Raw genomic sequence first — 15954 nt, 5'->3', positions numbered from 1 at the left:
GGTGAGCCCGGGGGAGGGGTGAACGGGGGCGGGTGAGCCGGGTTACGACAGCAACCCGCGCTCCAGCGCCGTGATCACCGCCGCCGTCCGGTCCGAGACGTCCAGCTTCTTGAACGCCCGCAGCAGATGCGTCTTGACCGTGGCCTCACCGATGAACAGCTTCCGGCCGATCTCCGCGTTGGTCAGGCCCTGACCGACCAGCCCCAGCACCTCGCACTCCCGGCCGGACAGCGGCGGCACCTCCGCCGTCCGCGCCCGGAACAGCTTCCCGGCCAGCGAAGGGGTCAGCACGGTCTCCCCGCGCGCCGCCGCGTGCACGGCACCGGTCAGCTCCGCCCGTGAACTGCCCTTGAGGAGGTAGCCGGCCGCGCCCGCCTCCACCGCCCGCAGGATGTCGGAGTCGTCCTCGTAGGTGGTGACGATGACGACCTTGGTGTGCGGCGTCTGCCGCCGGATGTGCCCGGTCGCGCCGACCCCGTCCATCCCACCCATCCGCAGATCGAGCAGCACCACGTCCGGCACCAGCCGCTGCGCCAGCGCCACGGCCTCCTCCCCGGACCCCGCCTGCCCGACGACCTCGATCCCCGGATCGGCGGCGAGCATCGCGCACAGGCCCTCGCGCACGACGGGATGGTCATCGGCGAGCAGCACCCGCACCGCGGCGGCAGCGGTGGTGGCAGCGGTAGTGGTGGCTTCCATGCCGGTCATCGGCGGCCCTTTCCGAGCGCTCCTGCGAGGACTTTCCCGAGTGCTCCGGCACGGTCCGTGTCTGTCCGGTCCGCGTCTGTCGGGTCGGCGTCTGTCCGGTCCGTGTCTGTCGGGTCCGTGTCCGTCCGGTCCGCGTCCGGGCCCGCTGCCGCGTCGTCCACCGTTCCCGCCAACGGAATCCTCACCTCCACGACGGTGCCCGCGCCCCGCTCGCTCGCCACGCTCAGCACGCCTCCGGTCTCCGCCACCCGCGCCGCCATCCCTCGCAGCCCGAAGCCCCCGCCGTCGTCCTCGTCCGCACTGCCACTCGGGCCACTCCCGTCTCTTTCCTCCGCCGTGGCGAACTCGCCCTTCGCCCCGCTGAACTCGCCGTCCGCCGTGGCGAATCCCCTGCCGTCATCGGCGACCCGCAGCCCGACCTCCCCCTCGCCGAAGCGGAGCACCATGTCCACCGTGCGGGCCTCGGCGTGCTTGCGTACATTCGCGCCGGCCTCCTGCGCGGCACGCAGCAGGACGACGCCGGCCGCCATCGGCAGCGGCCGCTCCACCCCCTCGACGGCGAACCGCACCAGCAGCCCGGACTGTGCGGTCAGCCCGTCCGCCTGCCGCCGCAGCGCCTGGGCCAAGGAGCTCTCCTGCAAGGACGCGGGCGTCCGGTCGGCGACGAAGGCACGGGCCTCCACCAGGCTCTCCTTTGCCACCCGCCCGACCAGCGCGAGGTGTTCACGGGCCCTGACGGGGGCGCTCTCCACCTCCGCATCGACGGCCTGCACCAGGCTGATGATGCTGATCAGGCTCTGCGCGAGGGTGTCGTGGATCTCCCGCGCGAGCCGCTCGCGTTCGGCGGAGATCCCGGCCTGGTGCGACAGCCGGGCCACCTGCGCGCGGTTCTGCCGCAGTTCGTCGATCAGTGCGGCGTGCTCCTCGTTCTGCCGTACCACCCTCTTGATCCACAGCCCGAGGAGCACGGACAGCGCGATGCCCAGCAGCGACACCAGCAGCACGAACAGCACCAGCGGGCCCGCGGCGTCGCCGCCCTGCAGCAACAGCACCGTCACCGGGACGAGGTTGCCGAGCACGGCGGTCACCACGGCCGCCCGGGCCGCCAGGCTCATCATCAGCATCGGGACCAGCGCGAACAGCGCGAACGCACTCATCAGATCGACCGCGGCCGCCACCCCGAAGAGCACGAAGAGCCCGGCGGCGAAGACGGTGTTGCGCCGGTCGCTCGTACGGTGCCGCATCAACGGCCGCCCGATCCCCGCGTACCAGGGCACGGCCAGCGTCAGCGCGCCGATCGCGACGACACGGTGCCCCTGGGGGACCGCGGAGGTGAACACCAGCCCCGTGGTGAGCAGGTAGCAGATCACGAAGTAGCTGTCCCACAGCCCGAACCAGCGCATCCGCGCCTCCGCCGCGCGCCGCGCGTCAAGCCTCACCGTGCGTCCCCCCGCATTCGATCGGCCCCGCACCGGGGCGCGGGCGTCACCGCGCCTCGCGCGACCGGCCACAGTCCTATCACCCTCCCCGCCACCTTCTCCCGCCGTCCTCCGCCGCACTGTCCACCGACCGGTGGACACCCGAATCCACCGGCCGGTCGTCCCGCGGCAACGGTCCGCCGCCATAGCGTCGTTGACGGCGAAACGCGAAGGCCGAATGCGGCATGCCAAAGGCCGCATGCCGCATGGTGAATGCTGGTGCTGGATATCGCGGACGCCGCCGAAATGACACGTATCGCAGAATTGCGGAAGGGTCCCGAATTCCATGAACCACCTGAGTCAGTTCGCCACTGCACTCATCGCCGGCGGCACGATCCTCGCCATCATCCTGGCGACCGACCTCGGCCGACGCCGGGTCACCAATATGCGCATGGTGCGCTCCGTGCTCGCGGTCGCCGTCATCATCGTGATCTTCGTGCACTCCTTCCCGACCTCGGGGAACGCGCCCTCGTTGCAGCTCATCGGCGTCGGAGTGGGCGTGATCTGCGGCCTGGTGGCGGGCGCCCTGCTCCCCGCCCACCGCGGCGCCGACGGCCTCATCTACACGACCGGCGGGGTGGGTTACGCCCTCGTCTGGATCGTCCTTTCCAGCGCCCGCGTGCTCTTCGCCTACGGTGCCGAGCACTGGTTCACCGAGGGGCTGGTCCGCTTCAGCATCGAAAATGAGCTCAGCGGCCCGGACGTCTACGCAAATGCCTTTGTTTTCATGTCCCTTGCCATGGTCCTGACCCGGACCGCGGTCCTGGTGACGAAGCGCCGCCGCATTCGCAATTCCCCCGTCGACCCGGCGGGAACGGAGCAGCCTGCCGCGGCCTGACCGCCGCCGGCCGACACGGCTGTCACACACCGGCCGGCACGGCCGTCACACACCGGGCGGGAAGGTCCGGGCCGATCGGGGGACGGCCCGGACCTTCCCGTCCCGCCCTTCCTGCTCCACTGCGTCGCACCGCCCACCGCCCACCGTCGACCGTCCACCATCCACGGCCCCACCACCATCCCTCGCCCACCCAGCTCACGCATTCACGACATACCGCCCCGGATCGTCCTCGCCCGCATCCGTCTGCCGGGCCGACGACCTGCGGAATGAACGCAGCCCGCCGGCCGCCCGTACAGCTATCGAGTACAGCTATCGACGGCGCCGATCTCCCGAGTCCGGTCCGCCGTGCCACTACCGGGCCTCGCACGGAAGGACCTTCGGGTGTCGCACACCACGAGCTCTCGCCCACTGCCTCAGGAGGAGCGGAACACCGCGACCGCGGACCTGCCACCGGACGATCTCCCGGAGCCCGCGACGGACGCGACGGACGCCGCGGAAGCGACACCGGACGCCGCGGAAGCGACACCGGACGCCGGGGAGGCGGCACCGGACGCCGGGGAGGCGACAGCGCACGCGGGGGAAGCGGCTCCGGAGCAGCACACCGCGGCGAGCGAGGCACCTGCCCCTGCCCCCGTCCCTGCCCCCGCCCCCGGCTGGCGCGATCGGCACCCGGTCGCCGCGCGGGCGCTGGCATGGACGACCACCGTCCTGGCCGGCGTGCTGGTGCTCGTCACGCTCCTCCTGCCGAACGATCCCGCCCGCCTCACACCCGCCGAGTTCGTCCGCATCCCGGTGGAGGGGATAGCCGGCGCCGCCCTGCTGCTCGTCCTGCCGCGGACGGTACGGCGGGTGGCAGCGGTCCTCGCCGGGCTGGGCCTCGCGGTGCTGGCCGTCCTGGACGTCCTCGACATCGGCTTCGTCGAGGTGCTGGGCCGGGGGTTCAACGTGGTGTTCGACTGGGTCCTGCTCGGCGACGGTGCTTCCTTCCTCCAGGACTCGATCGGCCCGGCGGGCGCGCTCGGCGTAGAGATCGCGGCCGTGGTCCTCGTGCTCGCGCTGCTCGTCCTCACGGCGCTGGCCGTCGTCCGGCTCAGCAACCTCATGGCCCGCCACCGCGCCGCGGCCGCCGGCACCACCCTCGTCCTCGGGACCGCGTGGGTCCTCTCCGCGGCGCTCGGCCTGCAGATCGCCGGCGCGCCGCTCGCCTCCCGGAGCACCTCCGACCTCGTCCAGGCCCGGATGGACGGGGTGAGCGCGACGCTGAAGGACGAGCGGGAGTTCGCCAGGCAAGCCGCCACCGACCCGTACCACAGCACCCCGGGCAGCCAACTGCTGACCGGACTGCGCGGCAAGGACGTCATCTTCACCTTCATAGAGAGCTACGGCCGCAGCGCGGTCCAGGACCCGCTGATGGCGCCGGGGGTCGACGCGGTGCTCGCGAAGGGGACCGAGCGGCTGCGCGCGGCCGGCTACTCGGCCCGCAGCGGCTGGCTCACCTCGGCGACCTACGGCGGCAGCAGCTGGCTGGGCCACTCCACCTTCCTGTCCGGCCTGTGGATCGACAACCAGCAGCGCTACCGCACCGTCACCGCGGGCGATCACCTCTCCCTCACCAAGGCCTTCCAGCGCACCGGCGCCTGGCGGACCGTCGGCATCATGCCCGGCGTCACCAAGGGCTGGCCGGAAGCGAAGTATTACGGCCTCGACCACGTCTACGACTCACGGGAACTTGGCTACAAGGGACCCAAGTTCAGCTGGTCGACCATGCCCGACCAGTACAGCCTCTCGGCCTTCCAGCGCCTGGAGCACGGCCGGCCGCACGACAAGCCGCTGATGTCCGAGATCATCCTGACCTCCAGCCACAACCCCTGGGCGCCGCTCCCCAAGACGCTGCCCTGGAACAAGGTCGGCGACGGCTCCGTCTACCGCTCCATCGAGAAGGCCGGCAAGAAGCCCGTGGACGTGTGGCAGCAGACCGACCGGGTGCGCACCGAGTACGGCAAGTCCATCCAGTACTCCCTCAACAGCCTCATCTCGTACGTCGAGAAGTACGGCAACAAGAACACCGTGCTCGTCTTCCTCGGCGACCACCAGCCCGTCGCGAAGGTCTCCGGCGACCACGCCAGCCGGGACGTCCCGGTCGCGCTCGTCGCCCACGACCCCGACGTCCTCAAGCGGATCTCCGGCTGGCACTGGACCCCCGGCCTCAACCCCGGCCACCAGGGCCCGGTCTGGCGGATGGACACCTTCCGCGACCGCTTCCTCAAGGCCTACGGCCCGCACCCCGACTCCACCACGCCCGCTGTTGCCGCCCGGTAGCCGGCGACACCCCCGCCCCCCTCAGACGCCCTCCGGCACCCGGGGCTCACCACGGAACACCTGCGCGCTGTGCCAGGTGATGTGGGCGGGGGAGACCCGTGCGCTGCCCTGCTGCGGCCCGATGAGGGCCCGTCCGCCGGCAATTCCGCCCCGTCAGGAAGCAGACGGCCTACCACTTTCCTGCCGACGAGCCTTCTCGACCACCTCACGCACCGCATCGATGACGAGCTGCGGCTGATTGTTCTGGATGTTGTGGTCACTCCTCGTCTTGGTGACGTGCCGCGCACCGGGAAACGTCCGCGCCAGATCTCCTTGCGAGGCGAGTTGCGCCCGCCAGAAGACCTGCGGGTAGTCCGCCGGGGCGCCGGCCGGCAGCCGAGCACGGAATGCACGGGGGTCGAATTCATCCCCGGTCAGCACGACCACCGGCACCTTCGGCACCGGCGGAGCGGCCCGCACCTGCCGGAACACGGTCACCGGATCCTGTCTTTCCACATCTTTCCACTGGGCGATGCGCTTCTTGTCGTCCTTGCGCTCCAGCGCCAGAAAGGTGGCGAACTGCCCCGGCGTGAGCCGCGATTGCAGGAATTCCGTCTCGGCGTCCACGAGAACGAGTCCGGACACGTCATGCGGGTACTCGCCGGCATAGATCCTGACGATCGGCCCGCCTGCCGACCACCCCACCAGCACATAGGGGCCGGGCACCTTGGCCGTGCTCAACAACGTATGCAGGTCGGCGACGTCACCACGCGGTGTCGTGGGCTGGGGGACCGACGTCGAGGGAGTGAACTTCCCGCCCTCCCGTGCCGTTCCCGGACGATCGTAGGAACAGACCCTGGTGAATCGCCCCACCCCGGGATACACGGCAGAGCTGCTGGCCTTCATCGCGCCGGCGGAGCCGCGCACATATCTCCAGGTATCAGCGGCGGCGACGAGCCCCGGCACAAGAATGACCGTCGGAGACCCGCTGCCGTGGCACTCCAGATACATCTTGCGCCCCTGACCGATATCGACCATCCGCGCAAAGGACGTAGCGGCAGGAGTGCTTGCGTCCGCCGAGAGGGAAGAATGTGTGGCGGAGGCACTGCAAGCCGTCCCGAGCAGCGCAGCCGCGACCAGAATCCCGGCCGGTCCAAGAATTCCTCCGCGGACACCACTACCGCCCCGGCGGACGCCCCGGCGGACAATGCCAGATCGACTCATCTCACTCCATCGTGACTGTTCGTACCGGAGAATTCGGCCAGGTCCATCGGCCAGGTCCATCGGCCGGGTCCATCGGCCAGGTCCATCGAGATGCACACGGACGCGCGCCCAAGCCACCCGCCCATGATCTCCCCAGGGGCGGGAATATCAGGTCATCCCCGCACGGAGAGTCGCCGGTCAAGCGCGGAGAGCTGCTGTTCCTGGACGAACCGTCATTCCCGCGTGCCCCTGCGCAGTCCCCCTGCGGTTGCCGCGCCCCTGCGCACCCCGTTTCCTGGAATCGAGGGCTCATCGAGCGGAGGAGCGCCAATGATCACCCAAGGGCAGGTCGACCGGATCCTCCGGCTGGGCGGCAATGGACTTCCGCTGGTCTCCCTCTACGTTCCGGTGGAACCGGGCCCGCCCGGCCGCCGCGAGTTCACCACGCGCGTGGCGAGCCTGCTGGATCGCATCCGGCCGCTCGCGGAGGACCGCAAACGGGAGCACGAGGTGCGGCTCTCGCTCCGCGACGACATCGCGAAGATCGAGAAATCCCTCGGCGCGGAGCCCGTCGAACCGGGCACCGTCGCGGTCTTCTCCTGCAGCGGCAACGACGTCTACGAAGAGGTCTTTCTGCCGCGAAACGGCCACGAACGCATCGTGGTGGACGCCGACCCCTATGTCCGTCCGCTGCTCGGCGTGCTCGACGAGTACTACCGCACCTGCGCGGTCCTCGTGGACAAGGGCACCGCCCAGGTCTGGGAGTACTACCTCGGCCAGGCCCGCGAGCTGGAGGCGATCCGCGACCGTACGCTGCGCAAGCCCAACTTCGCGGCGGGCCTGGCCGAGTACGGGGTCCGCAACAAGGCCGACGAGCTGAGCAAGAAGCACTACCGGCGGGTGGTCGGTGAGCTCAAGCAGCTGTTCGGGGGCGGGGGCTACGACGTGCTCGTCGTGGGTGGCCATCCCCATGAGGTGCCGGTCTTCCTCGATTTCCTCCCCCTCGACCTGCGGAACCGGCTCGTCGGCAGCTTCACCGTGGACCGCGAGACCGCGACGTCCGCGGACATCAAGCAGAAGGTGCAGGAGCTCGTCTCCGCCCACGCACACGAGGAGCAGCGGCGGCTCGCCGACGAGATCCTGCAGGCCAAGGGGGCCGGGCGGCTCGGCGCCGTCGGGCTCGACGAGACGCTGTGGGCCGGGTCGCTGGCCGCGATCCGGACGCTGGCCGTGGACGACGAGTCCGTCGCCCCGGGGGCCGTCTGCGACCAGGACAGGCTGCTGGCGCGGTCAGCGGGGGCCTGTCCGTTCTGCGGGGAGCCGCTGCGGGAGGTTCCCGACGTCATCGACGAACTGACCGAGGCCGTCATCGACGACGGCGGCGAGGTCCGCCACCTCGACGTGGAAACGGAACTCCGCCCCCCACAGACCGGCGCCCTGCTGCGCTTCGAACTCCCTCCGCAGCCCATCACTACGAAGTAGTTCTCACCACACCGGCGATCACCGTCGTCACGACTTTGTGGACGGCTCCGGCCTCCGCCGGGTCGGCTTCCCGGTCGGCGAAGAGCAGATGCCCGGCCCCGATCAGCGTGGGAGCGAGCGTGCCGACGTCGGCGTCCGCCGCGATGCGGCCCAGCTCCCGCTCGGCGGTGAGGTAGGCGGCGACCATGGCCGTGGCTTCCGCCAGGACCGGGACGCCGGTCGGCGTGGTCCGGCGCAGCCGGGCGCGCAGTTCGTCCCGGAAGGTGACGAGGCCGATGATCCGTACGGCGACCGACTCGAACAGGGCCGTCAGCGCGGCGGTGAGGTTGCCGGCGACGGTGCCGGTGCCCGCGGAGTCGCGCAGGGCGGCGGTCTGCGCGTCGATCCGGGCGATGCGGTCCCGCACGAGCTCGGCGAGGAAGTCGTCGAAATCGGCGAAGTGCCGGTGCAGAAGGCCCTTGGCGCACCCTGCCTCCGTGGTGACCGCCCGGCTGGTCAGCGCGTTCGGCCCGTCCCGGAGCAGGACGCGCTCGGCGGCGCCGAACAACTGCTCACGCGCGTCCCGCATGGCCACCCCTGTCGGCACCGTGCCACCGCCTTCCCTCGTCCCGGCCCCACCCGTTGACGAGTGGGCGCGTGCCCACCATAGCGGGCGCATGCCCACTTTACCGTGCTCCGGGAATGAGCCTCATCAACACCGGCTGATGGCCGAGTCGTTCGGCACGGACGCCGAACTCTACGACCGGGCCCGCCCCCGCTACCCCGACGCCATGGTGGCGGCGATCGTCGCCACCAGCCCCGGCCCCGACGTCCTAGACGTCGGCTGTGGCACCGGCATCGCCGCCCGGCAGTTCCAGGCAGCCGGCTGCCGGGTGCTCGGGGTCGACGTCGACGCGCGGATGGCCGACCTGGCCCGGCGCGGCGGACTCGACGCAGAGGTCGCGGCGTTCGAGGCCTGGGACCCGGCCGGCCGCGACTTCGACGCGGTCGTCGCCGGGCAGACCTGGCACTGGCTGGACCCGGTCGCCGGCGCGGCCAAGGCGGCGCAGGCACTGCGTCCCGGCGGCCGGCTGGCAGCGTTCTGGAACGTGGGCCAGCCCCCACCCGACGTGGCGGAAGCCACCGCCGCGGCCTGCCGACGCGTCATGCCCGACGCGCCGTTCACCTCCCCGGCGACGAAGCAAGCCCTGACCGGTTACCAAGCGTTCTTCACCAAGGCCGCCGACGGGATCCGACAGTCCGGCGGATTCGGCGCCCCGCAACAGTGGCAATTCGACTGGGAGTGCTCCTACACCCGAGCCGCATGGCTGGACCAACTGCCCACCCAGGGCGCCTTCACCCGCCTCCCACCGGACAAACTGGCGGAGGTACTGGACGACGTCGGCTCCGCCATCGACGCGAGGGGCGGCACCTTCACCATGGCCTACGCGACGGTGGTGGTCACCGCGACGCGGACGGAGACCGAAAGGACAGGAGTTGCCTGACCGGGGTGATCACTCGCCCCTTGCCCGGGCCTCGCCCCTTGCCCGGGCCTCACCCCTTGCCCGGGCCGCACCCCTTGCTCGGGTACGAGCCGCGGTCAGGTCTGGGCAGTGGGCCGGACGACGATCTCGTTCACATCGACGGCGTCGGGCTGTTCGATGGCGAACGCGATGGCGCGGGCGATCGCGTCGGGCGGTATGGCGATGTCGTCCCGCATCTTCGTGATCTCCGCTCTGACCCGGCTGTTGGTGGACGCCTCGGCGAAGTCGGTGGCGGTCGCACCGGGCGAGACGGTGGTCACCCGCACCGAGTCGCCGGCCTCCTGGCGCAGCCCTTCGCAGAGTGCCCGGACCGCGAACTTGCTGCCGGCGTAGACCGCCATGGCGGGGACGACGCGAAAGGCAGCCGTGGAGGCGGTGGTGACGAAGTGCCCGGTGCCCTGTGCGCGGAAGACCGGCAGCGCGGCGGCGATGCCGTGCAGCACACCCTTCACATTGACGTCGATCATGTGGTCCCACTCCTCGACCCGCAGATCGTCGAGCGGCGAAATCGTGCCGACCCCGGCGTTGTTGACCAGCACATCGAGCCGGCCGAAGCGCTCTGAGGCCAGCGCGACCAGGGCGTGCAGGTCGTCCGGCCGGGTCACGTCGGTACGGAGTTGCACGGCCGCGCCACCCGCCTTCTCGATCCGGGCCACCAGCTCCGCCAGGCGCGCGGACCGGCGCGCGCCGAGGACGAGTCGCGCGCCGCGCTCGGCGAGCAGCAGCGCGCTCGCCTCGCCGATGCCGCTGCTGGCTCCCGTGATCGCCACCACCTTGCCCGTAATTCCGGACATGAGGACTTCCTTTCCCTTGTCAGCACGAGGGCCTGACCTGCTGTCAGTTGTCAGTACGAGGGCCTGAGGCTCGGGCGACGGCTCGTGGAGGACCGTCGAGCCGCGGCCCGGGCGACCGGCGGCCGGGCGCCGACATGACGCGTTGCGGCCGGCGTGCCGTCGGCACGGTCCAAGGCCTGTGCTCGCCGATGCGTACTCGTACGCATACGAGTCTCCAGCCGGCTTAGCCTGGTATCCAGAATGCATTTATTCTGGAACTGGGGGTTCTCCTCATGCCGTTGCCGCCGGACCGACGCCGTCAGCTGGGTGCGTTCCTGCGCAGCCGCAGGGAGCGCCGCACCCCGGACGAGGTCGGGCTGCCGCGGACCGCGCGCCGTCGGACTCCGGGGCTGCGCCGGGAAGAACTGGCATTCCTGGCCGGGATCAGCGCCACGTGGTACACGTACCTGGAGCAGGGGCGGGAGATCCGCGCCTCCGAACAGGTACTGACCGCTCTCGCCGAGGCACTGCGCCTCGACCGGCACGAGCGCGCCCATCTTCTCCAGCTCGCCGGTCACGCGGCCGCGGCGGAATCCGAGGCACGCGAGCCGCTCAAGGATGAGGTGGCAGCCGTGCCGCAGCTGCTCCAGCCGAACCCGGCGTACATCATCGGCGGCAACTACGACGTACTCAGCCACAACCGGGCGGCCGACGACCTGTTCCCGCGGCTCCTGGGCAACGAGGCGGAGCGGCCGGCCAACTTCGTCCGCTGGATGTTTCTCGAACCGGTGGCCCGGGACGTCGTGGTCGACTGGGAACCCGAGGCACGCGGCCTGCTCGCCCGACTCCGGACGCAGGCCGGACGCCACCCCGCCGACCCGCGCTACACCGGGCTGATCGACGAGTTGACCGAGGGCAGCCCGGAAGCGCGGTCCTGGTGGCGCCAGTACGAGGTGCAGACCCGGCACAGCGGACACAAACGCCTACGGCACCCGGCCCGCGGCCCGGTCGAGTACGCCTACACCGCATTTCACCTGGCCGAACAGCCGGATCAGACACTGGTGGTCTACGTCGACAGCAGCGCCCTGACCACCGCCGCCCCGGCCACGCCCGACAGCTGACGCCGAAGACCGCCACCGGTACCACCGACTGCCACCGGTACCAGCGACTGCCACCGGTACCAGCGACTGCCACCGGTACCAGCGACTGCCATCGGGCAGGCTCGCCCCCGGGCAGCCCGTCCACAGCCGGCTTACCCAGCGGGCAGTTCGGCCTCGATGAGGTCGGCCGCCCGCCGGGTGCCGCCTTCGGCGGCCATGTCCCGCTGAATGGACACCAATCGGCGCCTCACTTCCGGGTCGTCGACGAGCGCGAGCACTGCCGCGCGGAGGGTGGCGGCGTCCGCCTGGTCCATCGGAACGTGGCGGGCCACGCCGAGCCCCTGGAGCACGTCCGCGTTGCCGAACTGGTCGACGGCCTGCGGGACGGCCACCATGGGCGTGGCGGTGGCCAGGCCCTCCTGGCTGCCACCGGCTCCGGCGTGCGTGATGAAGGCGTCAGCCTTCCGCAGGATCGCCAACTGCGGTACCCAGTGGTGCACTTCGACGTTCCCGGGAACCTCCCCCAGCTCGTCGGCGGTGACGTGCTTGCCCACCTGGAGCACGACGTGCCAGCCCGGCAGGTCGCCGAACGCCCTGACGCACTCGCGGTAGAAACCCGGCTGCTTGGTGAAGGACGAGCCGAGTGAGACCAGCAGCACGCGCTCGGCGTCCGCGGGCCGCTCCCAGTCGCCCTGCGTGGCGCGCTCGCCCTGGCAGGCGCCGACGAAGGAATGCGACTTCTCGTCGACCCGGTCGGCGTTCGGCTGGAGGGCCTTCGGGATGAGCACGATCGAGCGGTCGGGGCGGCCTACGAACGGGTCGGGGTGCTGACCGATCCCGTTCTCGGCAAGCCAGTTGGTGAACTTCGCGTAGTACGCCTTGCCGCGCTCGCTCGCTCGGGCCTCCCCCCACATCGAATCGGCGACCTCCTCCTCGTACCCCTCCCATGCGACGAGGTTCGGCGACAGGGAGACCGCGGGCACGCCCCAGCGGCGAGCGAGGACGCGCGCCGGGTACGCGGTGATGTCGTGCAGCACGAGGTCCGGCTCGTCCCCTTGATACGCCGCGATGAGCTGCGGCAGTACCTGGATCGCGTCGTCCAGGAACGGCTCGACGTTGTCGAGGAGCGTGGTCCCCCACGCCGACGGGTCGTCATCGGGCGAGGGCAGTGTGCTGCGGTACCGGACCGGCTCGGCGCCGGTCTCGGCAACCTTTTCCTCGAAGACGCGCGGGATCGCGTACGTGACGCGGTGCCCACGGGCGACGAGCTCGCGGATCACTTCAAGACTCGGGTTCACGTGCCCGTGTGCGGCGATGGAGAACATGGCGATATGGGCGCGTTTTCTGGACGCTGAGTTCGGCATGACCAAGAACGTAGGCGAGACGATACGTCTCGTGCAACGCATTTCCGGGGGGCGCCCCGTGGGCGTGCCGGCTCCTCGACGTGTGCTTCACCGCGCGCACCGTCGGCGGGCGACTCGCCAACTCGGGCGAGGCCGCGGAGTCGCGGTTCGTCCACCCCGACGAGATCGGCGACCTCCTGGTCCACGATCAGCTGACGAACCTTGCCGATTCCTGTCCCGCCTATCGCTGCACGCGAGATCATGGCCCAGGAACCGCGCGGCAGCACCAAGAACTCGGGGGCAACGGTGACCGACATCAGGCAGCGGCTCTTCATCAGCTACGCAGGCCCGGACCGGACTTGGGCGGAGTGGGTGGACCAGCAGCTCATGCAGGCTGGTTACCAGACGGAGCTGGACAAGTGGGACTGGCGCACCGGAGACGACTTCGTACAGAAGATGAACCAGGCCTTGGGCCAGGCAGATGCGGTCGTGGCCCTGTTCTCCAAGAACTACTTCGCCGCCGACCGGTGGACCCGGGTCGAGTGGGCAGCCGCTGTAGCCGGCAAGGGGCAACTCATCCCCCTTGAGATCGAGCCTCTGACGGACCAGGAAATCCCCACGATCTTGAGCGGAAAGCTCCGGAAAGAATTGCATGGGCTGGACAAGTCCGCTGCCACCACAGCCCTGTTGGAAGCAATCCACGGTGCGGTCCGGCCCACTGGCCAGGCCCCGTTCCCAGGTGACACCGAAGCGCCTTCGGATGCCGAACCGGACGACTATGGGCCGCGGCTTCCCAGCAGCGTCGGCATACCCGAGGTGTGGAACGTCCGTCGCCGCAATCTAGATTTCTCCGGCCGTGAAGCCGAACTGGGGCAACTCCGAGCAAGACTGCTCAGCGGACGTCAGGCGGTGGTGCAGGCGCTGCACGGCATGGGAGGAATCGGCAAGACGCAGATCGCTCTGGAGTACGCCCATCGCTTTGCCAGCCAGTACGACCTGGTGTGGTGGATCGATGCTGAACAGGCCAACCAACTGCCCGTCCACTACACCGAACTCGCCAAACGCCTCGGCATCGCGAAACCCGAGGCCGGATCCGAGCCCAACGCGCGCGCCCTGCTCCAGCATCTACGGACGCAGCACCGTTGGCTCCTCGTCCTCGACAATGCGGAACATCCGGATCAGCTTGAACCCTGGCTCCCCGAAGGTCCCGGCCACATTCTGATCACTTCACGTAACCCCGATTGGCGCGGAATTGCTCATACGGCCGACCTGGATGTCTTCAACCGCACTGATTCTCTCGAATACCTGAAAAATAGCGTTCCGGGTATCACCACCGAACACGCAGGTCTCCTTGCACAGGATCTGGGAGACCTTCCTCTGGCACTCGCGCAAGTGGTAGGGATTCTCCGCAGCGGCATGACCATTGACCGCTACCGACAACTACTGGCTACCAGTACCGCCCGGCTCCTTGAGGAAAGTGACGTCCGCGACTATCCCGCCTCGTTGGCCGCGACAGTCGACATCGCAGTCAACCGTCTCAGGGACGACGGGCACCTCGATGCTGCCGCTCTCCTCAGCCTCGGCGCCTTCCTCGGTCCCGAGCCGATTCCCATTACCTGGCTGGAGACCGCCCGCGCCGAGCTGGTGACCATCACCACGGATCCTGACGACCTGATGTGGCCTCGCAGCGCACTCCAGCCTCTCAGTCGCTATGGGCTGGCCAGAATTGACCTCGAAACATTCCAAATTCATCGCCTCACACAAGGCATCCTTCGCACCCAGATCGGTTCCGACCAGGTTGCGGCAATTCGCAGGGATGTCGCTGCCGCTCTGGCTGCCGTAACTCCTGGTGACGCCGAGTCTCCCAGCGACTGGCCCACGTGGTCCTCATTCGCAGCACACGTCACCACACCGCACGTCCTTGCTGCGATCAATGATCGGGCTGAACTACGCCCTACACTCCTCGACGCGACACTCTTTCTTCTCCGGACCGGTCAGGCGCGCGGCGCGTACGACTTCGTCACGGCACTACAGCAGGCCTGGAGTGCCGAACTGGGACCCGACCATCCCGATACCCTGACCAGCGCACAGTACCTGGGTCATGCCACCGCTGAACTCGGCGATCTCAACGGGGCCCGCGTCATCATCGAAGACGCTCTTGCCCGCCGCCGCCGGGTCCTGGGAGACGACCACCCTGACACCCTCCAATCAGGCAATGACACCTCTGCCATTTTGTTCAGATTGGGCAGGTACGTGGAATCCCACCGCATGGATGTGGATGTCCTTGCCCGCCGCCGCCGGGTCCTTGGGGAAAATCACCCTGACACTCTCCAATCAAGCAACAGCCTCGCTGTCTCGGAGCATGAACTGGGATTCTATGCGGAGGCCCGCCGCATGAAAGAGGATGTGCTCGCCCGCCGGCGTCACATCCTCGGAGACGGCCACCCCGACACCCTCGCAAGCGCCAACAGCCTGGCCTCCTCTGAGCATGCGCTGGGTTTCTATACGAGGGCCCGACGTATAAAAGAGGATGTGCTCGCCCGCCGGCGCCAAATCCTCGGAGACGACCACCCCGACACCCTCTCAACCGCCATTGGCCTCGCCGCTACTCTGCGTGCCCTGAATGAGCATGGGGAGTCCCGCAGCATGGTCGAGGATGTCCTTGCCCGCCGCCGCAGAATTCTCGGGGAAGACCACCCCGACACCCTCGAAGCCGCCCACAGCCTTGCCATCATCCTGGATGATCTAACGGAGTACGGGGGGTCCCGCAGTATGGTCGAGGATGTCCTTGTCCGCCGACGCAGAATTCTCGGAGACGACCACCCCGACACCCTCGAAACCACCCACAGCCTCGCCGCCATCCTGCATGATCTAAAGGAGTATGCAGAAGCCCGCCGCATGAAAGAGGACGTCCTCGCCCGCCGACGTCACATCCTCGGAGTCAACCACCCGAACACCCTCGAAAGCGCCAACAGCCTCGCTGTCACCCTGCATGAGATGCGTCATCACACGTTGGCGATCGAACTCCTTCGGCCTGTCTTAACCCAACGCCGCCAGATCCTTGGTGAGAAACATCCCGACACACTACGCACCGCCAGGAACCTTGCCGCCACGCTGACCGCTGTGGGACGAGTCTATGAAGCGCAGCAGCTGGCCAGCCAAAAGCCCCGCAAGCGTCGCTTCGGCCGCAAACGACGTTGAGGCGGAG

12 protein-coding genes and 1 pseudogene are annotated in these 15954 nt (G+C 69.3%); 6 read left to right on the top strand and 7 right to left on the bottom strand.

Annotated elements, in window-relative coordinates:
- Positions 1 to 42: 42 nt before the first annotated feature.
- Together EST54_RS24280 and EST54_RS24275 are read right to left on the bottom strand one after the other, a co-directional pair.
- Positions 43 to 708 (bottom strand): response regulator transcription factor, encoded by a 666-nt coding sequence (locus tag EST54_RS24280; RefSeq protein ID WP_129249844.1) that lies wholly within the window; start codon positions 706 to 708, stop codon positions 43 to 45.
- The gene (locus tag EST54_RS24275; RefSeq protein WP_244942604.1) at positions 705 to 2147 is read right to left on the bottom strand and encodes a sensor histidine kinase; all 1443 of its coding nucleotides are present in this window, start codon (positions 2145 to 2147) and stop codon (positions 705 to 707) included. The genes EST54_RS24280 and EST54_RS24275 overlap by 4 nt, the downstream gene beginning before the upstream one ends.
- 325 nt (positions 2148 to 2472) lie before the next feature.
- Here EST54_RS24275 and EST54_RS24270 point away from each other — a divergent pair, with 325 nt between their 5' ends.
- Positions 2473 to 3024, top strand: a complete 552-nt coding sequence (locus tag EST54_RS24270) for a hypothetical protein (RefSeq protein WP_129249843.1) — start codon at positions 2473 to 2475, stop codon at positions 3022 to 3024.
- A gap of 381 nt (positions 3025 to 3405) precedes the next feature.
- The gene (locus EST54_RS24265) at positions 3406 to 5343 is read left to right on the top strand and encodes an alkaline phosphatase family protein (protein WP_129249842.1); all 1938 of its coding nucleotides are present in this window, start codon (positions 3406 to 3408) and stop codon (positions 5341 to 5343) included.
- 21 nt (positions 5344 to 5364) lie between these two features.
- On the opposite strand, the pseudogene EST54_RS36280 reads toward EST54_RS24265, so the two are convergent.
- Both EST54_RS36280 and EST54_RS24255 read right to left on the bottom strand, forming a co-directional pair.
- Positions 5365 to 5478 (bottom strand): annotated as a pseudogene (locus EST54_RS36280) (phosphorothioated DNA-binding restriction endonuclease); the annotation flags it as partial.
- 18 nt (positions 5479 to 5496) lie between these two features.
- Positions 5497 to 6360: an alpha/beta fold hydrolase gene (locus EST54_RS24255; protein ID WP_161989320.1), complete on the bottom strand. Its 864-nt coding sequence runs from the start codon at positions 6358 to 6360 to the stop codon at positions 5497 to 5499.
- 495 nt (positions 6361 to 6855) lie between these two features.
- Here EST54_RS24255 and EST54_RS24250 point away from each other — a divergent pair, with 495 nt between their 5' ends.
- The gene (locus EST54_RS24250; protein WP_129249840.1) at positions 6856 to 8007 is read left to right on the top strand and encodes a baeRF10 domain-containing protein; all 1152 of its coding nucleotides are present in this window, start codon (positions 6856 to 6858) and stop codon (positions 8005 to 8007) included.
- Here EST54_RS24250 and EST54_RS24245 read toward each other — a convergent pair.
- Complete coding sequence (locus tag EST54_RS24245; protein ID WP_129249839.1) at positions 7997 to 8593, bottom strand: TetR/AcrR family transcriptional regulator; 597 nt, start codon at positions 8591 to 8593, stop codon at positions 7997 to 7999. The two genes, EST54_RS24250 and EST54_RS24245, sit on opposite strands and share 11 nt — an antisense overlap.
- 118 nt (positions 8594 to 8711) lie before the next feature.
- Here EST54_RS24245 and EST54_RS24240 point away from each other — a divergent pair, with 118 nt between their 5' ends.
- Positions 8712 to 9491, top strand: coding sequence for a class I SAM-dependent methyltransferase (locus EST54_RS24240; protein WP_129249838.1), 780 nt, complete (start codon positions 8712 to 8714; stop codon positions 9489 to 9491).
- Between the two features lie 95 nt (positions 9492 to 9586).
- On the opposite strand, the gene EST54_RS24235 is transcribed toward EST54_RS24240, so the two are convergent.
- The gene (locus tag EST54_RS24235; protein ID WP_129249837.1) at positions 9587 to 10324 is read right to left on the bottom strand and encodes an SDR family oxidoreductase; all 738 of its coding nucleotides are present in this window, start codon (positions 10322 to 10324) and stop codon (positions 9587 to 9589) included.
- A gap of 272 nt (positions 10325 to 10596) precedes the next feature.
- Here EST54_RS24235 and EST54_RS24230 point away from each other — a divergent pair, with 272 nt between their 5' ends.
- Positions 10597 to 11424, top strand: a complete 828-nt coding sequence (locus tag EST54_RS24230) for a helix-turn-helix transcriptional regulator (protein ID WP_129249836.1) — start codon at positions 10597 to 10599, stop codon at positions 11422 to 11424.
- Between the two features lie 131 nt (positions 11425 to 11555).
- Here EST54_RS24230 and mgt read toward each other — a convergent pair whose 3' ends face one another.
- A complete protein-coding gene (gene mgt, locus EST54_RS24225) occupies positions 11556 to 12767 on the bottom strand; it encodes a macrolide-inactivating glycosyltransferase (protein WP_129249835.1) in 1212 nt (403 codons plus the stop codon).
- 240 nt (positions 12768 to 13007) lie between these two features.
- Here mgt and fxsT point away from each other — a divergent pair, with 240 nt between their 5' ends.
- Positions 13008 to 15947 (top strand): FxSxx-COOH system tetratricopeptide repeat protein, encoded by a 2940-nt coding sequence (gene fxsT / locus EST54_RS24215; RefSeq protein ID WP_239012751.1) that lies wholly within the window; start codon positions 13008 to 13010, stop codon positions 15945 to 15947.
- The last annotated feature ends 7 nt before the right edge of the window (positions 15948 to 15954 follow it).

Source organism: Streptomyces sioyaensis (assembly GCF_004122735.1).
GTDB classification, from domain to species: domain Bacteria; phylum Actinomycetota; class Actinomycetes; order Streptomycetales; family Streptomycetaceae; genus Streptomyces; species Streptomyces sioyaensis.
Note: the sequence above shows the minus strand (reverse complement) of the source record. Positions and strands in the feature narration are given on the sequence as shown.